Origin of the sequence: Mesorhizobium silamurunense (assembly GCF_014843825.1) — a bacterium.
Lineage (GTDB): Bacteria > Pseudomonadota > Alphaproteobacteria > Rhizobiales > Rhizobiaceae > Mesorhizobium > Mesorhizobium silamurunense.
The window spans coordinates 1-21,310 of sequence record NZ_JHQR01000262.1 but is presented as its reverse complement, the minus strand read 5'-3'; the positions used below and the strand labels follow the sequence as shown (position 1 = coordinate 21,310).

Genomic DNA, 21,310 nt, shown 5'->3' with positions numbered 1-21,310 from the left:
CCGGCGCGCGGCAGGCCCGAGCGCTCGCGCGGAGCAAACGATCCGGGCGGCGGCAAGGTCGCGTCGAGATCGTCGTCGCGCGTTGCCCTGGCGATCTCGGCCATGCTTGCCGGCCGGTCTTGAGGATCCGGCTGCAGCATCGCTTCGATGAGAGAGCGGAAATCGGGGTCGATGTCCGACAGGTCCGGCACGGTCCGACGCTTCTCGATAACCTCATATTGCGAGCCGCTCATGTCGAGCGGCTTCCCGCGCAGGGCCGCGGCCAGCACCAGTCCGAGACTGTAGATATCGGATTGCTCGCTGACCTCGCCGCCATAGAGGCCGAGCTGTTCGGGAGAGACGTAGTTGTATTTGCCGGCGAACTTTCCGCCGATCAGCGTCTCGCCGCCGACGGTAGCCGAGCGCGCGATGCCGAAGTCGATGATCTTGGCGCGCTCGACCCGGCCGCCTGGCAGGATGATGTTGTCGGGCGAGAGGTCACGGTGGACCGCCCCGGCCTGATGCACGGCACTCAAGCCGGAGGTGAGGCGATGGCAAAGCCTGCGCACGTCCGGCGGCGACATGGGGCCGCGCCGCATGACGTCGAACAGCGACTGGCCGTCCACGAACTCCATCGCCAGGTAAGGACGGCCGATGCCCGGATCGATGGTGAAGACGTGGTATCGCACCACCGCGTCATGCGACAAATGGTTGAGGATCGACGCCTCCTTGCGGAACAGTGACAGGATCGTCTGGTCGCGGGCGAATTCGGGCAGCACGATCTTGATCGCCACATGATCGCCGGTCTGGATATTGTGGCCGCGATAGACCTCGCCCATGCCGCCGGATGCGATCCGCTCGTCGAGTTCGTAAATGCCGCTGAGCTGCGTGCCGACGCCGGTGTATGCGAGGTTCGGCGAAATCCGCGTCTTGTCGTCGTCGCCCATCTCACACAGCCCTCGTTCCGGACTGAGCCGATTGGAGCGGTCCGTTGCGCCCGTCGCCGACGCTCACCATCACGATGGTGACATTGTCCGTTCCGCCGCGCGCCAGCACCGTCTCCAGCAGCTTCTCGCATGCCACCTGCGGCGGCCCTGATTTGACCGCAGCTTCGATCTCGGCGTCGCTGACATGCGCCGTCAGCCCGTCGGTGCTCAAGACGAAAACATCGCCGGGCATAAGCTCGCCTTGCTGGAAATCGATCTCCAGCTCGTCGCTGACCCCGACGGCATGGGTGATCACATTGCGGCGCGGCCAGGTGAGCGCTTCATCCGCGCTGATCATGCCGCGGTCGAGCAGCTCCTGGACTTCGGTATGGTCCCTGGAAATCTGCGAGATCGCGCCGCCCCGTACCAGATAGATGCGGCTGTCGCCGGCCCACAGCCCTGCGAACCGCCCGTCCATCGCCAGCAGGGCTGCGAAGGTGGAGCCGATGGTGATGCCGCGCGATCGCGATATGTTGCGGATCTCGGCATTGGCGCGGCTCAGCCGGTCCTCGAAACGCGCGCGAAGGTCCGGCGCCGAGCTGGCGATGCCGATCGTCGCCAGATGATCGACGATGCTGGCCGAAGCCACTTCTCCGGCCTCATGGCCGCCCATTCCGTCGGCCACGACCCAAAGGCCGGTCCGTGGCTCGACGAGATAGTTGTCCTCGTTGTGGTCGCGCACACAACCCTTGTGGCTCACGCCGAAGCTCTCGATGGGAAGGGCGACAGTGCTCAATTTGCCACCAAGCGCTTCGCGAGCGTCCTCTGTGACGAACCATGGGCCGCGTGCCCAGGCCACTTTGCCACAAGCGCATACATTAGAGTACCGAAATGAAGGCTGGCGCCGGCGATGCTCTGGAGCGCTGCCATGTCAAAACGCCTTCGGACAGCTGAACCCGGACAGCGCCGGGAGGAGCAAGGGATTGGCGGCCGAGCCGGTCTCCATCTTGTAGGCGACGTCGCGTCCGCCGATCACGAAACGCGCTTCGGCGTCACCGCCATTGCTGGTGACGCTCGCCTTGTCCAGCAGGCGCTTCAAGGCCCACGGCCCTTCGAATTTGAGGACGGATTCGCGGCCCGGCATTTCCGGCGTCAGGCTGAGGCTGGCGGATCCGGAAGCGGCGCCGCTCGGCCATGTTACCGTGCTCGGCGTGTTGCCGGCCTGTGCGCTCTGCACCGTCTGCCCGTCGACGTTGAGCACCGCGCTGTCGGCCTCGCTGTTCAGCGAGGTGGGCGTGAAGGTGATCGCGACCGATGGCGCCGAACCGCCGGACGGGAAGAAGGCGCTGCGGATTTCCGCCGCCGACTGGAACGCCTTCAAGGTCGACTTGGCGAGGTCGCGGCCGGAGCGGGCATCCGGCTTCCAGGTCCAGTCCTGCCCCGTCATGTCGATCAGCGGCGCAAGGTTCTGCGCGAAGAATCGGTCCATCAGACCGCCGGGCGCGAACAGCCTGGCGAAATCGGCAAAAGAGATGTCCTCGGTGCTATCGCTGGCGAAGGGATAGTGGCCGTTGACGGCTTCCTCGCAGGGGCGCGTGACCGTCTCGTCGAGCGTCTGGTTGAGGTTGGCCATCGAGGTTGCGGCGACATTGCCCTCGAACTCGTCCGCTGCCGCGTCGACCATTCGCGCCAGCTGCTTCGGCAGGCGCGAGGCATTGGCGCGCATCGTCGAAATCTGCAGCTTCAGGTTCGCGTTGACGCGGTCCGTCTGCGCGGGGACGTCCGCTGCCAGCTTCACGCTCTGGTAGATGTCGTGGAAGTTCTGCGTCAGCGCATCGAGCGGCCGACGGCCGCTGGAGCCGCTCACCAGCGCCTGGAACGGCCTGAACTGTGCTTCCACCGTGGCGCCGGCGTTCTGCGCGGCGGACGAGCTTGCCCCGGCGCGGCTTTGCGACTTGCCGCCGGCGACCTGCAGGCCGATGCGGGCCAGGCCCTTGGCCATGCTCGCAGGATCCTGCTGCGTCCCGCCGGTCTCGCCTGCGGAGGCGGTGCTTTCCTTCGTCAACGCGGTTTCATCGGCGATCGCCGTGAACAGCCGGTCCAGCGGCGAGTCCTGCGAGGCGGCGGCGGAGAGCGCGATGTATTGCGGCTTGTCCTTCAGCATCGCCTTGAATTTCAACTGATCGAGCGCGCCGTTCCAGGCGGAAGCGAATTCCTTGCCGTAGCGGTCGATGAGCTCGGGGCCGAGCCTGGGAAGGTCCTGGTCGATGCTGCCCTGCTCGCCGCCGCCACCGAGGACCCATTGGTCGTCGACCAGCATCTGCGCGATGCGTGAGAGCTGCGGCAGGTAGAAGCCGTTGAAACCCGCTTTGGTGTAGAGGCCGGGAACGCGAAGGTCGGCGAGCTCACTGCCGTCCATGCGTTCGAACAGGAGCTGCGCTTCCGGACCGGCTTTCGCGGCAACGGAAAAGTCCTGCAGCCTTGCAGCGTAGACCGCCGACCTGATCAGCGCCGATGCGCGGTCGGCAAGGCTCATGCGTCCGAGCGAGCGCTGCGCCGCCTCGACCAGCGGCTGGTTGAGCTCGAACACCGGGTCATAGGCATCGTCGAGCGTGAGCATGGCGCGCAGATGCTTTTCGAGCTGCGCGCGGCCTTCGCGGTTGTTCTCGCCTGGATAGCGGTTTTCTTCCCAGTCCTGCTTCATCCAGGAAACGATCAGCTCGTCGTCGACCTTCGGCGCCTTGCCGCCCAACATCAGATAGATCTTCAACGGTTCGTAGAGCGCGATCGGATCGGCCATCTTGGCCTGGATCGTCCGCTCCGCCTGAACCAGGAGACGGGAGCGGAAGTTTCGCTCCAGCGCCTGTCGGTAGGCCGTTTTGGAGGCCGACAGAAGTCTCTCCCGTTGGCTGAGCCCGAAACTTTCCTCGATCGGCTTCGTTTGGGCGGCGGTTTCATATCCCGCGGGCAGGTTGCGCAGCTGGTCGAGCGAGCCGATGACGTTCTCGAGGTCGACATCGGTCACCGTCGTGCTCTTTAGCAGCGAATCCGCGCTATCGCGATACTGCGCCATCGCCTGCCTCGTCGAGGCGATCAGCGACTTGTTGGCGAAGAAGCTGAGGCCCAGCACGCCGAGCGCCGCTAGAGCCGCCAGCGCGATCGCGGCGAGGCCGCCGAACCTGGCGAGCCTGTCGCGCCGCTCTGCGGCTCTGTCGAACGAGACCCAGCCTGCCTCGGGGAAGATCACCCTCGCCAGAAGATCGTGCAGGAAGAAGCTCTTGCCGGTGCCGGAAAGATGCGCCTGGGAAGCGCCGCCGAAACTGCGGCCGATTGCGCCCAGCACCTGGTCGATCGGTGTTCCTTCCTGTGTGCCCGAGGAAAAATAGAGCCCGCGCAGGCTGACGTTCACTTGCGCTCGCGAGGCATCGAACAGGCTGCTGACGAACCGCACGACGCGGGTCCGCAGCGCGCCGAACTGCGCCGGAAAGCCGAAGATCGCGATGCGCGCCACCGGGTCGGTCTCGTCCTGCAGGCGGTCGGCGATCTCGTCCGCCAGTTGCCTGGCCAGCGCGTCGAACTCGGCCGGGGCCTCGCCGACCATATTCCTGTTGCGGTCGGTGGTCTGGAACGTCGCCCCCCACACCTTACGCCGTCGGGCTTCGTCGAAATCGCCGAAATAGTCCATGAAGCCGGCGACGAGGTCGGCCTTGGTAAAGAGCAGGTAGACAGGGAACTGGATCTTCAGCGTCTCGTGCAGTTCCCGCAGCCGGCTTCTTATTTCGGCGACATGCGCGTCGAGCTGCCGATCGTCGAAGCCGATGAGATCGACGAGGCTGATGGCGAGGATCACGCCGTTGATCGGCTGCCTGGAGCGGTATTTCTTGAGCAGTCCGAGGAAGGCGAGCCAACTCGTCTTGTCGCGCTGGGCATCTGAATCCTGCGTCGTGTAGCGGCCGGCCGTATCGATCAGCACCGCATCGTCGGTGAACCACCAGTCGCAGAACCGCGTGCCGCCGACGCCTGCCACCGGCTGAGCGTTGCCGGACCCCGCAAGCGGAAACTTCAGCCCTGAATTGACCAGCGCCGTCGTCTTGCCGGCTCCTGGTGGGCCGATGATGATGTACCAGGGGATCTCATAGAGGAAGTTGCGCCTGCCGCTCGACTGCTTCAGAGTCGCGATGGCCTCGCCCATTCGCGCTTCGAGCACCTGTGAATCGTCGTTGCGGTCGTCGCTGCGCGCGATCGCCTTCTCGAGCATCTTCTGCGCCTTGCGCGCTTGCCAGAAGTGGATGCCGTAGAACAGCGCGAGCAGCGCGACGGTGACGCCGATGATCGTCGCCCTGAGCCAGGCAGGCCCGAGGGGCCTTGTATCGGCGAAGCGGATCAGCGGCCCGGCATACCAGACCGCTGCCGAGAAACCGGCGAGCGCCAGCAGGCTGAATATCCTGAGCACCCAGCGCATCAGTGCCGCTCCCTGCCGCGCCCGCTCACAACGTCTCCTCCTTCGGGATCATTACGTCGACGCGGCGGTTCTTCGCGCGGCCGTCCGCCGTCGCATTGTCGGCGATCGGTTCGTCCTCGCCCTTGCCGTCGACCGTTGTCCGTGACGGGTCTTTCAATTGCTTGGCCATCATTGCCTGGACGGCTTTGGCGCGCGCGACGGAAAGATCGAAGTTGGATTTGAACTGGCTCGACTTCTTCGGCTTCACATTGTCGGTGTGGCCAACGATCCGGATCGGCCCGGGCTCAGTATTCAGAGCCGTGGCGATGTCTGCCGCTACCGGCTGGAATTCCGGTTTCAGCTCCGCCTGCCCGGGCGCGAACAAGAGCTGATTGTTGACCTCCACCACGATGAAGTTGCCCTTGGTGCCGACCGTCAGCCCGCCGCCGGCGATCTCCTTGGCCAAAGCTGCGCGGATGCGGTCTATCTGGGTGGCGGTGGGAACGACCGGTGACGGCGGGACGGCTTCCGCGGGCTCGGCGAGTGGGGCCACGCTGGCGCGCTCGATGGTGACCGGTGTCGACGGGTTGAGCGCCAGCAATTCGCCGGCGGTCGCGTCGCCCTCGTCGGTGATCAGGACCCGTAGCCCGAAGAAGGCCGCCGTCACCAGCGTCGCGGCGGCGGCCGCGACCGCCCATAGCGGCAACCGCGCGCGGGGCTTTGACAGCGTCGCCGCCATGCCTTGCCAATGGGGCGAGATGTCGTCCTCGGGGCGCGGTCTGAAATAGCGGATGGTGTCGTAGACGTCGCGGCGGACGCGCTCGAGAGCGTCTCGCTCCCCGGCCCGCCCGCGATACTGGCCCTCGAACCCGAGCGACAGGCAGGCATGCATCAGTTCGAGCAGGTCGTGATGACCCTCCGGGCGGCCCAGGATCTTGTTCAGCGCCTCGTAGAAACCGGCGCCGGTGGGCTTGGTGTGGAAGAACCGCGCCGCCAGGCTGTGCCCGCTCCAGCCGTCGTCCTTCGGCCAGGGCAGGTTGCCGACCAGATCGTCGGCGGTCTCGCAAAGGGCGAATTTCGCGATTCTGCCGTCCTCCTCGGCGATGCCGGCTTTCGCCATCTCCCGGTCGAACGTCTCGATCGCTTCTGCGATATGCTCTGCCAGGGGCGCCGCCTGTCGCTCGACCGGCATCAGCCGCAACTGACCGAACAGCATCAGCAGGGGCGCCGCGGCCGCGAGAATTGGATTTGCCGCCGCGTATTTCACGCCGTCCGTGGCGTGGAGCAGGATTTCCTGTTGCAACGCGGGCGTCGAAGCGGCGGCAGGAGCCACGCCTTGAACGACCACGGTCCCGGTCGACCAGCCGGTCGGCATCTGCCGGCCGATGCCGGCGTCGAACACCGTCGATTCCCGGGCTGCCGGCGCAACGCCACCTGGAGAGGCGCTCTCAGGAGCCGTGGGCGAGCGTTGTCTCGGCCGCGGCGCCCGGATGACGGTCTTGTCCGCCGGCACCGAGGGATCGTCCTTCGAGCTCATCGGCGGTCCACCGTCGAGGTGCAGCGACCATTTCCTTGGCAAGCAAAGAGGCCGGCTTCGCGCTTTTCATGCCAAGATCTGGCGGCGGGCCGGGTGGAAAGGCTCATCTTGCCGAAACATGACATTGCTGCACACGCCCCAAGCCACGCCGCTTTGCCCGCCAGGCAAGCTTCCGTGCGTCATCCTAACCGCCCAAGCACATAAATAAAATCGGCAGCTGATTGAAATCGGAAAGCAGGATGATCAACGTGACGGGTTCTTCTGTGAGACCCGTCACACAGCGCCTTGCTCGGCTGGCCTGGTTGGCTATTTCTGCTTGCTGGCCTTGGCGTAGGCTTCGCTGAAATAGGCCAGGAAGACGTCGAGCATGCCGTTTTCGTGCTTCTCCTCCATCGTCCGCCAGGTAGCGACGAGGGCGTCCCACGCCTGGCTCTTCTTGGATGAGAAGGAGGCCGGCGGAAGTTTCCTGGCGATGGCCTCTGGCGACAGGTCGTCGAGCAGCTTGGAGAGCGCGGTCTGCATGGCGGCGTACGTGGCCAATTCGTGCGTCTTGAGATCCCGGAAGGCGTCCTCGACGCTGTGCGCGGCGTCGAGATAGCCGGCCCTGCGTTTCGCGAACATGATCTCCAATATGTCGTCGGTGCCCGGAACGAATTTCAGCGGGTTGTTGTTTTCGGCGCCGATCATCGTGCGGTTCGCGTTTTTGGCCAGCACCTTGGCCGCAGCGCGCGCCTTGAGCAGCAGCGACAATTGCTCGACCGTGGTTCTGAGCACAATGCCGATCTCGGCGGCCACGTCATGCGGATCGCGCGACTGAAGCAGGTCGGGCGCGATGCCGGCCGCCTTCGCGATGTCCCGCAACAGCCTATCGGCGTCCGCGTCTTGGCCAACCGACGCGGCCGGGACCGGCGGCTGCAACGCCGAAGACGTCGATGCCGCTCCCTGTCCGTGCCGCTGCTCCGCCCGACTGAACGGCTCGTTGCCCAACTCCAGCGGCCCGCCGGTCGACGGCGGCAGCTCGCGTTGCGTCGACCCGGCCCGGCTTTGCGGATGGCCGGCCGCTGGTCGTTCTTCGTCGATCGACACCGCGATGACATAGCGGCCGATCAGCACCCGGTCGCCCTGCGCCAGCCGGTGCGGACCGGCCATGCGCTGGCTGGAGCCGTTGACGAAGGTCCCGTTGCGCGAGACGTCGTAGAGCCAGAAAGCGCCCGCCTGGTAGCGGACCTCGCAGTGCCGTCCCGAGATGAACTTTTGCGGATCGGCGAGCGTCCAGTCGCAATTCTCGCGGCCGATCTCGAAGCTGCGGTCGTGCGCGGCGTAGCTCGTCGCGCCGCCGGCGGGCAGCCTGTCGACATTGCTGATCTGGAGAGAGATGAACATCCGCAAGTGTCGCCGAACTTGGTAAACAGATACTTGTCTCACGCAATTCCGGGCGAAGAACCGGTACGCGCTTTTCCTCGAATTGCTCCAGCATTCTAGCAGCTTGCGAGAGCAGGGGGAGAGGAGCGTTTCACACCGGCGCATCGGCGCGGTTTAGCCATCGCTATTATTTGGCCGGGACCAAACATGTGCTAGGCTGGACCGGTCCGGTGCGGTGAATTCGAAAACTTCCCGAACGTGATGCAGTTTACAGAGCGGGGGCTTCGATCCATCACACTTGCGGCCGCGTCCAGGAGGGGCACGACCCATGCCGAACGAACGTGCCACGGTTGTGCAGACGCCCGTTGGCGGCGATGTGCTGACCTTCACCCATCTCGTCGGGCGTGACGAGATCAGCCGTTGTTTCGCCTATACGGTCGGTTTCGTCTCGAAGAGCCACGATGTCGATCCGCTGAAGATGCTGGGCGGCGTCGTTTCGGTCGAGGGTGAATCCGATCCGAAACGCTGGTTCAGCGGCCTGGTGTCGGAATTCAAGCTCACCCGCATCGAGGACCGGCTGGCCTTTTATGAGGCGGTGGTCAGGCCGTGGCTCTGGTTCCTCGGCAACACCACCGATTGCCGCATCTTCCAAAACATGACGGCGGTCGAGATCGTCGAGAAGATCTTCTCGAAATACGGCATCGCGAAATTCGAGAAGCGGCTGCAGGGGTCTTATCCCCAGCGCGAATATTGCGTGCAGTATGACGAGAGCGATCTGGACTTCGTGCAGCGGCTGCTCGAGCACGAGGGCATCTTCTATTTCTTCGAGCATGACGAGGGCAAGCACACGCTCATCCTCTGCGATGCGATGAGCAAGCTGAAGACCGCTCCGGGCTACGACAAGGTGCTCTATAATTTCGAGGGGCAGGCCTCGCGGCGCGACGTCGAATACATCACCGAATGGATTCCGGGCAGCGCGGTGCGGCCGGGCGCCTACGCCCACACCGACTATGACTTCGAGAAGCCTGGCGCCGACTTGATGGCGAAGTCCGCCCAGCCGTTCAGCCACAAGGAGGCCGCGGGCGAAAACTACCGCCAGCCTGGAGCGCATCTCGATGTCGGGCGCGGCGACACGATCGCCGGGATCCGCCGCGAGGAGCTTCAGGCGGTGCACCAGCGCAGCACGGCCGTGGGCACGGTGCGGGGCCTCTTTTCCGGCTGCAAGTTCAAGCTGGAAAGCTTTCCGCGCGACGACCAGAACCGGGACTATCTGGTGATCAGCGCCGAATACCGGCTGTTCGATCCCGGCTACCGGACCCAGAACGAGGCCCATGCCGAAAATTTCAAGGTCGTGCTGGGCGTCGCGCCTGCCAAATTGCCCTACCGGCCGCCGCGCATCACGCCGCGGCCGATCATGCGCGGACCGCAGACGGCGACGGTGGTCGGTCCGTCCGGCGAAGAAATCTTCACCGACAAATATGCCCGCGTGAAGGTGCAGTTCCATTGGGATCGTCTCGGCAAGAAAGACCAGAACTCTTCCTGCTTCGTGCGCGTGTCGCAGACCTGGGCCGGCAGCGGCTGGGGCTTCATCCAGATTCCGCGCATCGGCCAGGAGGTGATCGTCGATTTCATCGAGGGCGACCCCGACCTGCCGATCATCACCGGCCGCGTTTACAATGCCGCTGAGATGCCGCCCTACGGACTGCCGGGCAACGCCACGCAATCCGGCTGGAAGTCGAATTCCTCCAAGGGCGGCGGCGGTTACAACGAGCTGATGTTCGAGGACAAGGCCGGATCCGAGCTCGTCAACTTCCAGGCGCAGAAGGACCACCATCTGCTGATCAAGCACGACCGCAACAAGACGGTGCAGCACGACCAGTCCGACCGCATCGACCATGACGCCAAGCACTCCGTCGGCCACAACCTCGACGAGGACGTCGGCAACAACAAGACGGTGAAGGTCGGCGTCGACCAGACCACCAACATCGGCAGCAACGACACCGAGACGGTGGGCGCGAACCGCTCGCTGACAGTCGGTGCCAACGAGACGATCCATGTCGTTGCCAATTCCACCGAAAACATCGACGCCAACCACTCGCAGACGGTTGGCCTGGTCCAGACGGTCACGGTGGGTGCTGCCCGGGTCGATACGGTTGGGGCGGCTGAAGCAAGGACCGTGGGCGCCTCGCAGACAAATACAATTGGCGTCACACGATCTGTCAGCGTCGGCACCAATCAAAGTCATGATATCGGCGCAGCGGACAGCTGGTCGGTAGGCGCCAGCCAAAGCATACAGATCGGCGCCGACCAGAGCGTCGATATCGGCGGGGCGCAATCGACACAGGTTGGCAAGGCACGAACAGCCAAGATCGGGGCGGATGACGGAACCGATGTCGGCGGGGCGCATGCTCTCAAGGTCGGGAAGAGCAGCGGTATCGACATTGCCCAAGACAGTTCAATCAAGGTTGGCAAGAATCTGATGATCGAAGCTGGCGACTCGATCACGCTCAAATGCGGCTCAGCGTCGATCACGATGAAAAAGGACGGCACCATTGTCGCTGACGGGAAGGATATTACACTCAAGGGCAGCGGCAAGATCACCGTCAAGGCCGACGGCGAGGTGATCGTGAAGGGAAGCACCATCAACAACAATTGAGGGCGTCATCATGGAAGTGCTGGATCGCATCGACGGCGTCGTCATCGGCTTGCTGATTGGTTTCGAAGGTGGAGCGCCGCTGGTGGTCTTCGTCGGCAATCCGCGCGAGACGGCTATTGCGGCGCGCAGCCTGACGGAACTGGACGTTTCCGCGATCGGCTCGGAACTGGCCCTGCTGTTCGAGGAGGGTGACCCGACACGACCGCTGGTCGTTGGGCGCATCGTCGATCCGGCTCACAAGAACAGGGAGCTGCAAGTGGTCCGCGAAGGCGATCGTGTCGTCATCACGGGCAAAGAGCGTATAGAACTGCGTTGCGGCCTGGCATCAATCATTCTGGAGAAGGATGGCCGTGTGACAATTCGTGGTAGCCAGCTGACCAGCCAGGCGAGTGGGACCAACCGTATCCGCGGCGGGGCCGTGCATCTCAACTGAGGCGCTGTCGTGCATCGCGTTGCAACCATCGCTGCCATCGTGGATCAGCACGCCGAGGATGCGGCTTTCCTCTGGCTTCGCCGTCGCCGGGAGATCGATGGTCCCGTCCTCGATGAGACGGGTATCGGCCGTATCGATCAGCGTCTCGAAGCTAATCTCGAAGGGCTCATGGCTGCCGGCAAAGCTGGCTGGGAAGCTGCTCAGGCCAGGTTCGCGGACTACGCCGAGCCGGGTGAACTTTTCGTGCTTGGCGTATTGGCATTGCGTTGGGGCGACGCCGACCTGACAGAGGTCGCGATCAACGCTGCGGCGAGCCTGGGCGAGACTGGTCTGTCGAGCCTTTCCGCCGCGATCGCGCGCACGCCGCGCGAAAATCTGCGACCGCTCGTGGCGAAATGGCTGGACACAAGCGATGCGCGGCTGCGCTGCCTTGGGCTGTCTGCGCTCTGGCATCATCGCGTCGATCCGGGACCGCGCCTGCATGATCTGGCCAGCTATTCCGACGCGAACGTGCGCCGGCGCGCCACTCGGCTCGCCGGTGGGCTCGGGCGGCGCGACCTGCTTCCGGCAGTCCTGGCCGGTCTTGATGGCGAGACGGCGAAAGAACGTCTTGCGGCCGCCTTCGCCGCTTGCCTGCTTGGCGAGGCGCGGTCCGCGCACCCAGTGATCGACAAGATCGTGCTGACGGAGACGGACCAGGCGGAGGCGGCGATCGAGATACGCCTGCTGACGACCCCGCTGAAGGCCGCGAAAGCCTGGCTGCAGACGCGCCTCGGCCAGCCCCTGCTGCGCGTGGCGGCAACGGCGTCGATCGGCCTGTTTAGCGATCCGTCGGTAATGCCCTGGCTGATCCAGAAGATGCGAGAGCCGGAACTTGTCTTTGCCGCCGGGCTGGCGATGCGCGATCTGTTCGATGTGGACTTCAACGACACCGACCTGTTCACGATCGACCCGGCCGATTTGGGGAAGGCGTTTGAATCTCTGACCGACAGCCCATTGCCTATCGCCGATCGCGTTGCCAGATGGTGGGACGAGGGACGGGGCGGGCGGCGCAACCACACGCCTTTCCATTCGATGCGCAGGCTCAGGCTGGATGCGTTGCGCGCGGCAATTGCCACGCCCGAGGCGCCGCTGGCAGACTGGCGCATGACACGCAAGTTCCCGGCCTGGATGTGATCGCTTTCGCCGAAGGGGGCCTTGTCCCTTCTGTTCAACGTTGGCGGAGACTGGTAAGCGCGATCGCCGACCGGTTGCCACCCTCGGATGCGAGCTCGCAGGCCGCGACGCGGCCCGGCGCGTAACCGCTTATGAAACTGTCGGCCGCCAGCATCAGAACAAGTGCCGCACTAGCGGCTCCAATGTCGCCGACCGTCATCGCGGGGTAGGCTGTCGGGAATATCTCGCGGTGCGTGCGGTAGAAGCGCGAGCGACCGACTAGTTGTTCGAGCCCGCTGTACCGTTCCCCGTTTCCATTGCTGACGAGGAACTCGATATCGGGTTCCTTTGGCCCGGATCCGCTGAAGGCAGCAAGCAGCGAAGCCACCATCGCACGGCCCTGACTCTGGCGTTCGGAAAGAACGCTGTCGATCTCTTGAGCCAGGCCCGCGCCGCAAATCATTGCAGCCGGCCCGCTCCCCGGCGCTCGCGTCAGGCGCACGAAGACAGCGCCCTCACCAGGGACTGTCCCTTGAGCATTGCTTTCGGATTTCAGACGATTGGCTCGCATCAAGCGCGCAATATCGGTCTCGTTGACGAGGCTGTCCACACCGCCGAGTAGCACCTGCGCGGCGGTCCCGGATTCCAGCATGTCGCTGGCATAGTCGAGCAGTCCGGCGCTGGCTGCGGCACCGCCGTCAAATACGCGCGAGCCGGCATTGAAGCGCAGGCCGCATCGCTCGAAAATGGCATTCAAAAGGCGCCCCCGATCGACATCTTCATACGCCGGATGGTCGCGGAAACTCTCCGGCAGCGCGAGCAGGACAGCGGTCTGGTCTGGCGTTGCCTTGTCGTCAAGCATCGCCTCCTTGAGTGCGCGGGCGCCCATACTGGCGAGCCATACCCCGTCATTGCGTCGCAGGCCCGGCTTGGCTGGAATGCGTGCGACGATTTGTGTGGTGGGAAACGGCTCTGAAAGAGGCACCTCCTGAAATGCAGACAGGTTGGCGCGAATGGCTGAGATGGTCTGCCGCGCGTTCAATCCAGCAGGCGTGACGGCGCCACCGACCGAGATGTAGAGCGGCCGCTTCACGGCTGCCACGCCGGGCGATCGCGCAGGGTCCCGTCACCGCCGAGAAGATTGAGATAGAGTTTTCGCTTGCGGCGCGCATTGATCCAAACGGGAGAAATGTGGCCGAAGGCGATTTCCCGCAGCGCCGGCACATTGCGCCGGATCACCACTGCCAGGCGAGCCTTGAGGGTCACGCGCTTCAGGTCAGGCTCGATGAGCACGGTGTCAGGCTTGAACGCGTTTTCCTCTACACGATCGTCATAAATGAGCCGCAGCGGGGCCGTAATGTGCGGCAGGCGGAAATCCCATCTGCCCGAAGCCGTCATACCGATCACCGTGATATCCTCGCCGCCACCGATGCCCGCCAGCTGCTGGTCGGCTGGGCCGCACATATAATGCCGCGTGTCGAAGTCTTTGGGAGCGAGCGGCCATTGGGTTTCGAGCCAAGCCTTGTCATAGGTTCCGGCGAAAGCCAGGCGCGGTTGCCAGCCCCGACCAATCGTCCCGAATCCCGCCGGCCTCAGGGATTCCCCAGGTCCGGCCTGCGCTTCGCCCGGATACATGACGTTGGGCGCCTCGGTTCTGACCGCAGGATCTGCCGACCGGGCGTTATGGAACCCCACGCCGACCGGGTTGCGCTGGTCCGTGCGCAAGTCCTCCAAAGTGCCGCCATAGGCGCGCTCATAGACGATCGGCATGGTCCGGAAAGGCGCTGGCGCGCTGTAGCCGCCGGAGTCGTAGATCCGGTCCCCGACCACCTGCAAAACCTTGCGGATAGCGCTGCCGACACGCAGGCCGACCTGCATCTCGCGTACCGGCTTGCCATTCGGCGCGTGCGCGGCGCCATTCACGATCACCTCGGCGCCAGGCTTGACGGGCGCGATATCCGCTTCGTAGCGGATCGATGAAAGGGACGGATTGCCAAAAGGCTCATCGCCAAAGATCACTGGCATCTGTTCGGCCGCTGGCTGGAATTCCTCCTCCTCACATGCCGCGAAACTTGCCGATAGCATCACAACCAGAGTTTCTTGGCCGTCGGCATTCAATTGGACATGGGTCGCGGCGGCGAATGGTGTCCTGTTTTCCAGCCAGACATCGAAGGCCATCGTTCAGCACCACCGGCCGTTTTCATCAAGCCCGATCGGCCAATAGGGCATGGCCGTCAGTAGTTCTACATATTCCTTGTGGCCTTCATCGGCGACCCATTGCAGTAGGAACACTTCAGGCGCGATGCGGTCGGCCGCGGGCAGCGTTTCTCCCACCGCAACGCATCGCAGCCAGTATTCCCGCACGAGCCACACCACCGCCGGATGATTCGCGGGGCCGGCCGCTGCGTCATCCAGTTGGGCCGTGATCGCCTGATTGACGGTCAGGCCGCCGTCGACCAGTTCGTCGAGGCTAGCTTCCCAGGTTTCAGAGGCCACATCGAACGTCTCCTCCAAGTCGGCGAGGTAGGCCTTGAACAGGGGCTTATATGCAGCAGGCGCCTCGCGGCGCGAAAGGCGAATTCCATGATCGGGACCGACAACGTCCTGGGGTGCATTGAGAAGCCGGCTCAGGCCGAGTTCAACACTATGGGCAATCCGGAGTGCCATCTTCTTTCGCCTCAGCACATTTCGAGAGATGGATCCTCGCCGATCGGGACATAGACGAAGTACTTGAAGTGCTTGAACAGTTCGGCGTCATACTCGGACATCATTTCGACCAGGAGCAAATTGGGCGGCACCGGGCCGCTTGCGCCCTCTTCGTTGCCATCCTCACCCCAGTTCGATTCATCGTCCTCGTCGTCCCCCTCGGTCTGCTGGGCGTACCGTTCAAGGTTCAGGTCGTGAACCTTGAAATAGTACTTGCGATAGATGGCAAGAATTCGAGGATGGGCGACGAGGCCGGCGGGCCAGTGTAGATTGGCCACGTTCTCGCCGTTGGCATTCAGCCGCCGCACAAGCGCGTTCCACCATTCCTCGATGGCGGGCATGACGGCGTGGAGTTCGCCCGTCCACGCGTCGATTATCGCCGTATAGTCAGCGTCGAGACCGGCGAAGCCTGCTGCGCTCATAACCTAGATCCCCCGAGCCTTCATGAAGTCCGTGACCGCCTTGCTGTCTACCTTCGACTGTCGGCCGGGCTGGCTTCTACTATGGGCATCGCAATGCGGCCTGACATAGAGCGCTTTCATCGCATCCTTGAACCCTTGCGGAGGGGTCGCTATGTTGCATCCCCCAGCATACCACGCAGCCTTCTGGGTGGGCTGGTGATCGGCGATAATCGGCAGCTCCTTTCCCGAGATTTGCCGGTTGATTTTGGCCTGCAGTCGTTTGATTGCGGTTTTGTTCTTGCCGGTCTTGCGTTTCATCAACCTGTCAAGGTTTCGTTTGCACTCCCAGCATGGCCGGTTCTGGACTTTGGCCTTCTGTGGGCCTGTTGGTGGGGTGTAATGATCGTCGTAGCAATAATCGGTCGTGCATTTCTTCTTCTCTTTCACCAGAAGGGCGGTGCGGAAGTTGACCAAGGCGGCGGTATCGATGGTGTTCGGGAGTGGACTTGCGGTATTCTGCTCCATGGTGTCGCCATGACGGCAGACACCCTTGCCCTCCACCTTGACGACGAACGACCAGAGCTTGAACACCCCCTTGCCCTTGATCTTGTGCGTTACGACCCCCGCGCCGAGGCCTTGGGTGGCCGGCTCGTTGCCGGTACTGGTCGCAACCTCCGACGAGCTTTCGAGCGCGGTCGGATTGCCTTCGATCTTGACGCTCGTGCTGCCTTTGGTGAGATCGCTTGAAGACAGCATGTTGACATATGGAACCGGAACCGGGCCTGCCGGCGGGGAAGGCGGGCTCAGGCACACATCTCCTGGCGCCACGCCCTTGCCGCCGCTTCCCTTATGGAAGAAGCCCATGCCTTCTGCAAAGACGGTGCTGCCCATCAGAGATGTTCCGTCTCAGGGCGCGGGGCGCGCATTTTCGGCAGGGCGTTGGCTGCTAGGTCGTGAATATCCGAGAACGCGAACTCATGCACCGACCAGTCGTCGAGCCAGAAGCCTATCCGGTTCGGATCGCCATGGCTGTCGCTGGGCGCGGCAAGGTTGGCCAAGCTTTCGGCGATCCAGGACTGCGTCCTCTGCAATTCGACCGCTTCATCAACGATTGACGCAACGCCGTCGAACCATGGATGGTCAGGCGTCGGTGTGGCCCCAATCCCGATGATCGCGAAGGGATAGCGGCGGCCAACGCGGTCCTCGCTCATGCGCCAGACACCGGCGCAGGGTTGGTCACCAAAAATCCCGGCCCGCAGAACAAAGCGCCACGCTCGCGGGTCAAGTTCGCCCTCGTCCGGCCGTGCGCGCAATTCCATCGACATCCACCGGTCCCAGCGATCGATGAAGGTCCGTGGCAGGTTCCAGGCAACGAAATCTCCGGTCGCCGGAATCTTGCCAAAAAAGCCGATGTTCAGATCTGCGTCGGACATGTGAACTTCTTGAACATTTCGAGCGTGTAGGGGTTCTCGACGCTGGCCGCCTTCAGCTCGAAATCGGCATACATGCCTTTCGTGCCGAGCCGCAGGCTGTAGACGTCGGTGAGCTTGGTTCCGGCGAATTTTCCGCCGCGCAGCATCCTCAGCCACGCCCAGCTGCCGGTCTCGTTGAGCATCACCTCTGGCGAGCCGTCGACCGGCTGGAAAGCGAGCGAGATCACGCCGGTTCCGTCTTTGCCGGGCCATGTCATCGGCTGCGGCCGAGTCGCGTTGTTGTAATAGACCAGGTTCTGGCCATCGAGGTTGAGCGTCACCCGCGCCACGTTGGGCGACATGTCCTTGGGCTCCAGCGTGAAGTTCATCACCGGGCCGGTGCCGCCCGGGAAAAGGTCGTCGCGGATGTGCCTTGCCTGCTCGAAGGCCGGCAGCGCCGCGGGATCGAGGCCGAAGTCAGCGCGCCATTTCCAGGGCTCGCTGGCGGTGTCGACATAGTTGATCAGATGGTCGTTGATGAAGGCGTCGATCAGGCCGGCCGGCCCGAACAGGCGCTGGAAGTCGCGCACATTGACGTCCACCGCGCTGTCGGGGCTGAACGGATAGCGGTTGTTGAGCGCCGCCTGGCAGAAGGGCAGGATGTCGGCGCGCCAGATGGCATTGAGCTCGTTGGTAACGGCCTTCTGCGAAAGGCCGCTGGTGTCGCCGGCAATGCCGCCCAGCCAGTCGTTGATCGGCGAGGGCAGGATCTGCGCCTGCCGGGCCACCGCGCCCGTCAGCTCGGCGAGGCCGCCCTGCTTCTTGATGGCATCCTGCGGGTCGGGGTTGGCCGTCACCGTCTGGAGCACGTTGGACAGCGCCGTCAGCGCCACCACGGCGGCGTCCAGCGCCGGCGGCTGGCCGTCGACCTCCGCGATCGTGCCTTTCAGCGGCTTGAAGTGCTCGGCCACCAGGCTGCCGGTCATGTCGACCTGATCGGCCGAGCCCGCGCGGGGCAGTAATTTCGCTCCCGTTTTCACCACCTTGCCCAGCTTGCCGAGCTTGGAGAGCAGCTTCGAGCCGGTCTTGGCGGCGCCGCCGTTCTTGTCGTCGGCCGGCGCCTCGTCGGACCGGGTCAGGTCCGTCTCCTGCACCACCGCGGTGAGAAGCCGCTTCAGCGCGGAATCGGCGCTCGAAAGGTCCTTGAGGTTTTCGCTGGCGACGTTGAGGTCGCTCAGCGGTGCCAGCCGCATGTCGCGCAGGAAGCTGTCCCACTGCGAAATGTAGTCGTCGTAATAGAGCTTCAGGATGTCTTCGGATAGCGCCGACACCGAGGTCTCGGAGTTCTCCGAGCAGCCGCCGGCGAATACCGCGCGATCGAGCGCCGCCTGCGCCGCCACATCCTCGACGCGATCGAGAACGGCGTCGTGGAAGCCGGCATAGGTATAGGCGCCGGGAACGCCGACGCGCAGCGTTTTGTCGGAGCGGCGCGCGAACACCTTGGCGCCGTTCGGGCCGGCGAAATTGGCGGGCACCCATTCCTTGACTGCCGCCACTTCGGGATCGGCCAGAAGCTGCTTATAGGCGCGCTCCGGCAGCGAGATCGTGCACACCGTCTTCAGCGCCTCGGCCACCAGCTCCTTGTCCGGGGCGATGTAGCTGTCGTCGACCGCCATGCGGCGGATCGCGGCGAGCTGATGCTCTTCGGCGTCGGCGGTCGGGAAGGGCGGGGCGGGCGCGAATTCCGGCAGGCTGTTCACCCACCAGTTCTGCACGAAGTCGGTGTCCATCTGCGACAGGCCCGTCATCATGCGATAGGTCTTCAGCGCGCCGAGCATGAAATCCGGATCGCGGATCTGCCGCCACATCGTCGCTTCGAGCAGCGCCACCATATGCGGCTCGAGCACGTTGCGCAGCGCGTGGTCGTAGGTATCGGTCTGCGCCCGCACGAGTTCCGCAGAAGCCGTCGGGCCGATCAAATTGTGGACAGCATCCGGCGGCGCGGTGCGGGCCGTCGCCACCGCGTCCATCGCGGCCAGCGCACCATCCATCGTCGGCTGCTCCACCGATGCCGGTGCGGCGGAAACGTCGGTCAGCGGCGCCTGCAGCGCCTCGAACTGGCCGGCCTGCTCGGTGATCGCATTGCGGTTGTCGAGATAGGACCAGGTGAACAGTCCGCCGGCGAGCACGGCGGCAAGCACGCATGCTGCAGCCGCGCCGCGCCATATCCAGGCGCGGCGGCGCTGCGCCAGCGGATCGAACGTGCCGAGACCCGCTTCCTTGAAGATGACCTCGGTCAAGAGATTCCGCAGGAAGAAACTGCGCTTCTCGACGCGCGGCGTAAGCATCGCACGGCGCGGCGGCAGCCCGAAGGAGGAGGACAGCGCCGCCGTCAGCCGGTCGATGGGCGCGCCTTCCTGCGTCGCCGACGTCAGATAGAGGCCGCGTAGCCAGGCCGCCTCCTCATAGCGGCTCTCGCCGAACATCGCCTCGATCAGCACCTGGATCGGCTCGGAGAGGCTGGCGAGCTGGGCCGGGAAACGGAAGATTTCCGCGCGCGTGCCGAGTTTGTCCTCGTCCTCCAGCCGCGGCACCAGCCGGCGTTCGAGCTCCGCCGCGAGGGTTGCGATTTCCTTCTCTATGGTCTTGGCGTCGACACGGGCGTCGAGCGCGAAAGTCGTGCCCCACACCTGCTCGCGTGCCGTCGTCGACAGGCCGCCGAAGAAAGCCTCAAAACCCTTGATCAGGTCGGCCTTGGTCAGCATCAGATAGACGGGGAGGCGGATTTCGAGACGATCGTTCAGCTCCGCCAGACGGCGGCGGATCTTGCGGCCATGCGCCTTGATCGCCTCGTCGCCTTCCGAAAGCGCATCGATCGACAGCGCGACGATGACGCCGTTCAGCGCCCGGCGACCCCGATGCTTCTTCAGAAGATCGAGGAAGCCAAGCCATTCCACCGCGTCGACATCCGGCTGGCTCTCCTGTTGGACGTAGCGGCCGGCGGTGTCGATCAGCACCGCGTTCTCCGAGAAGAACCAGTCGCAGTTGCGCGTGCCGCCGACGCCCTGCAGGTCGTCGGTGAGGTCGATCGGGAAGTTGAGACCGGATTGCCGCAGCGCCGTCGTCTTGCCGGTGGCCGGCGGCCCGACGATGACATACCACGGCATCTCGCGCAGGAACTTGCGGCCGCCGAGCTTGCGCCGCTTGAGCTCCGCCATCACCTCGCCGAACTTGGCGCCGACGGCCGCGACGCTTTCTTCGCCTGGCGTAAGCTGCTTTTCCTGGACCGGCGCGGCAATCTCGGCCACGAACATGCGGTTGGCGCGGATCGCGCGGCGCTGCGCAATGATCAGCCAGATCAGCCACAGGATGATCAGCCCGGCGATGATGGCGATGCGCACATTGTCGGAATCGAACGGCGCATAGGGTCCGACCTGGACGATCGGGCCGAACACCCAGATCAGCAGCGAAATTAGCGCGATGCCGATCAGCGTCCAAAGGAAGCGCGAGGTCAGAACGGCCCAGAGGAAGCGCAGGATGAACATCAGAGCCTCTTCTCGACCAGGACCTCGACGCGGCGGTTGAGCGCGCGGCCCTCGCGCGTGGAGTTGTCGGCCGCCGGGTCGGTCTCGGCGCGGCCTTCGGAATGGATGCGCTCATGCGGCACCCCGGCCTGCACCAGAAGGTTGGCTATGGTCTCGGCGCGCGCCTCCGACAGCCGCTGGTTGGACGAAAGCGGGTTCGATTTTTGCAGACGCACATTGTCGGTATGGCCGACGACGGTGATGTTTCCGATCAGCTCCTGATTGGCGAGGATCACCTTGGCGATCGACTCGACCAGCGGCTCGTAGCCCGGGGTAAGCGTCGCGCGCGACGACTGGAACAGTTCGGGGTTGGACGACTGGATGATGAGCTTGGCCAGCGACACGCTCTCGGTGCCGCTCAGCGCGCCCTTGAGGTTGTCCGGCGCCTCTGCCTTGAATTCCGGCAGCAGCGCGAAATCGACCGGCTGTGGCGGTTCGGGTTCGGGAGCATCCGGTTTGGGCGCGGCGCGCGTGACGTCGCCACGCGCGGGTGGCGGCAGGGTGCGGACCAGCGCGGAGAGCTCGACCGCCTGGCTGCTCAGACCCATCGACAGACCGACATAAGCGGCGGCTGCGATGACCACGGCCGCCAGCGCCATCACCCAGATCGGCACGATGAAGCGCTGCGGCTCGTCGGAGGCGATCACGCCTTTCCAGTTCGGCGACAGCGGCGCGTCTTCGGCGTCGGCATTGCGCAGGAAGCGGGCTGCCGCCACGC

16 protein-coding genes are annotated in these 21,310 nt (G+C 64.3%); 3 read left to right on the top strand and 13 right to left on the bottom strand.

The window, feature by feature from the left end:
- From DH10_RS27365 to tagH, 5 genes are all read right to left on the bottom strand, one after another.
- Window positions 1-926: serine/threonine-protein kinase (locus DH10_RS27365; RefSeq protein WP_192385566.1), on the bottom strand; the 926-nt coding region annotated here is incomplete at its 3' end.
- 1 nt (window position 927) lies between these two features.
- Complete coding sequence (locus DH10_RS27360; RefSeq protein ID WP_192254482.1) at window positions 928-1,701, bottom strand: PP2C family protein-serine/threonine phosphatase; 774 nt, start codon at window positions 1,699-1,701, stop codon at window positions 928-930.
- Between the two features lie 135 nt (window positions 1,702-1,836).
- Window positions 1,837-5,367, bottom strand: coding sequence for a type VI secretion system membrane subunit TssM (gene tssM, locus DH10_RS27355; RefSeq protein ID WP_192254484.1), 3,531 nt, complete (start codon window positions 5,365-5,367; stop codon window positions 1,837-1,839).
- A gap of 25 nt (window positions 5,368-5,392) precedes the next feature.
- A complete protein-coding gene (gene tssL / locus DH10_RS27350; RefSeq protein WP_192385565.1) occupies window positions 5,393-6,883 on the bottom strand; it encodes a type VI secretion system protein TssL, long form in 1,491 nt (496 codons plus the stop codon).
- Between the two features lie 306 nt (window positions 6,884-7,189).
- On the bottom strand, window positions 7,190-8,266 hold the full coding sequence (gene tagH / locus DH10_RS27345; protein WP_192254488.1) for a type VI secretion system-associated FHA domain protein TagH: 1,077 nt from the start codon (window positions 8,264-8,266) through the stop codon (window positions 7,190-7,192).
- A gap of 307 nt (window positions 8,267-8,573) precedes the next feature.
- Here tagH and DH10_RS27340 point away from each other — a divergent pair, with 307 nt between their 5' ends.
- Genes DH10_RS27340 through DH10_RS27330 form a run of 3 tightly spaced genes read left to right on the top strand, consistent with a single transcriptional unit; the run spans window position 8,574 to window position 12,510 of the window.
- A complete protein-coding gene (locus DH10_RS27340; RefSeq protein ID WP_192254490.1) occupies window positions 8,574-10,901 on the top strand; it encodes a type VI secretion system Vgr family protein in 2,328 nt (775 codons plus the stop codon).
- Window positions 10,902-10,911: 10 nt separating this feature from the next.
- Window positions 10,912-11,334: a DUF6484 domain-containing protein gene (locus DH10_RS27335; RefSeq protein ID WP_210325248.1), complete on the top strand. Its 423-nt coding sequence runs from the start codon at window positions 10,912-10,914 to the stop codon at window positions 11,332-11,334.
- A 9-nt stretch (window positions 11,335-11,343) separates the two neighbouring features.
- The gene (locus DH10_RS27330; protein ID WP_192254492.1) at window positions 11,344-12,510 is read left to right on the top strand and encodes a hypothetical protein; all 1,167 of its coding nucleotides are present in this window, start codon (window positions 11,344-11,346) and stop codon (window positions 12,508-12,510) included.
- A gap of 34 nt (window positions 12,511-12,544) precedes the next feature.
- Here the strand turns inward: DH10_RS27330 and DH10_RS27325 are convergent, their stop codons facing one another.
- The 8 genes from DH10_RS27325 to tssL (DH10_RS27290) form a co-directional block, all read right to left on the bottom strand.
- The gene (locus DH10_RS27325) at window positions 12,545-13,591 is read right to left on the bottom strand and encodes a beta-ketoacyl synthase N-terminal-like domain-containing protein (protein ID WP_192254494.1); all 1,047 of its coding nucleotides are present in this window, start codon (window positions 13,589-13,591) and stop codon (window positions 12,545-12,547) included.
- On the bottom strand, window positions 13,579-14,667 hold the full coding sequence (locus DH10_RS27320; RefSeq protein ID WP_192254496.1) for a DUF2169 family type VI secretion system accessory protein: 1,089 nt from the start codon (window positions 14,665-14,667) through the stop codon (window positions 13,579-13,581). The genes DH10_RS27325 and DH10_RS27320 overlap by 13 nt, the downstream gene beginning before the upstream one ends.
- 3 nt (window positions 14,668-14,670) lie before the next feature.
- Window positions 14,671-15,156: a hypothetical protein gene (locus DH10_RS27315; protein WP_192254498.1), complete on the bottom strand. Its 486-nt coding sequence runs from the start codon at window positions 15,154-15,156 to the stop codon at window positions 14,671-14,673.
- 11 nt (window positions 15,157-15,167) lie between these two features.
- Window positions 15,168-15,617 carry a hypothetical protein gene (locus tag DH10_RS27310; RefSeq protein WP_192254500.1) on the bottom strand — a complete coding sequence of 150 codons (450 nt, stop codon included), beginning with the start codon at window positions 15,615-15,617 and terminating at the stop codon, window positions 15,168-15,170.
- 3 nt (window positions 15,618-15,620) lie between these two features.
- On the bottom strand, window positions 15,621-16,487 hold the full coding sequence (locus DH10_RS27305) for a DUF4150 domain-containing protein (RefSeq protein WP_192254502.1): 867 nt from the start codon (window positions 16,485-16,487) through the stop codon (window positions 15,621-15,623).
- Entirely contained in the window at window positions 16,487-17,029 is a 543-nt protein-coding gene (gene tagF / locus DH10_RS27300) for a type VI secretion system-associated protein TagF (RefSeq protein WP_192254504.1), read from the bottom strand. Before tagF ends, DH10_RS27305 begins: the two co-directional genes overlap by 1 nt.
- Window positions 17,011-20,553: a type VI secretion system membrane subunit TssM gene (gene tssM, locus DH10_RS27295; RefSeq protein WP_192254506.1), complete on the bottom strand. Its 3,543-nt coding sequence runs from the start codon at window positions 20,551-20,553 to the stop codon at window positions 17,011-17,013. Before tssM (DH10_RS27295) ends, tagF begins: the two co-directional genes overlap by 19 nt.
- On the bottom strand, window positions 20,553-21,310 hold a 758-nt coding region (tssL, locus tag DH10_RS27290), incomplete at its 5' end, for a type VI secretion system protein TssL, long form (protein WP_192385564.1). The genes tssM (DH10_RS27295) and tssL (DH10_RS27290), both read right to left, overlap by 1 nt.

What these genes read in the sequence shown, in the direction of transcription:
- DH10_RS27335 (WP_210325248.1), top strand. Translation starts at nt 10,912, where the DNA reads ATGGAAGTGCTGGATCGCATCGACGGCGTCGTCATCGGCTTGCTGATT.
- tagF (WP_192254504.1), bottom strand. Translation starts at nt 17,029, where the DNA reads ATGTCCGACGCAGATCTGAACATCGGCTTTTTTGGCAAGATTCCGGCG.
- tssM (WP_192254506.1), bottom strand. Translation starts at nt 20,553, where the DNA reads ATGTTCATCCTGCGCTTCCTCTGGGCCGTTCTGACCTCGCGCTTCCTT.
- tssL (WP_192385565.1), bottom strand. Translation starts at nt 6,883, where the DNA reads ATGAGCTCGAAGGACGATCCCTCGGTGCCGGCGGACAAGACCGTCATC.
- DH10_RS27340 (WP_192254490.1), top strand. Translation starts at nt 8,574, where the DNA reads ATGCCGAACGAACGTGCCACGGTTGTGCAGACGCCCGTTGGCGGCGAT.
- DH10_RS27310 (WP_192254500.1), bottom strand. Translation starts at nt 15,617, where the DNA reads ATGAGCGCAGCAGGCTTCGCCGGTCTCGACGCTGACTATACGGCGATA.
- DH10_RS27305 (WP_192254502.1), bottom strand. Translation starts at nt 16,487, where the DNA reads ATGGGCAGCACCGTCTTTGCAGAAGGCATGGGCTTCTTCCATAAGGGA.
- DH10_RS27315 (WP_192254498.1), bottom strand. Translation starts at nt 15,156, where the DNA reads ATGGCACTCCGGATTGCCCATAGTGTTGAACTCGGCCTGAGCCGGCTT.
- tagH (WP_192254488.1), bottom strand. Translation starts at nt 8,266, where the DNA reads ATGTTCATCTCTCTCCAGATCAGCAATGTCGACAGGCTGCCCGCCGGC.
- tssM (WP_192254484.1), bottom strand. Translation starts at nt 5,367, where the DNA reads ATGCGCTGGGTGCTCAGGATATTCAGCCTGCTGGCGCTCGCCGGTTTC.
- DH10_RS27320 (WP_192254496.1), bottom strand. Translation starts at nt 14,667, where the DNA reads ATGGCCTTCGATGTCTGGCTGGAAAACAGGACACCATTCGCCGCCGCG.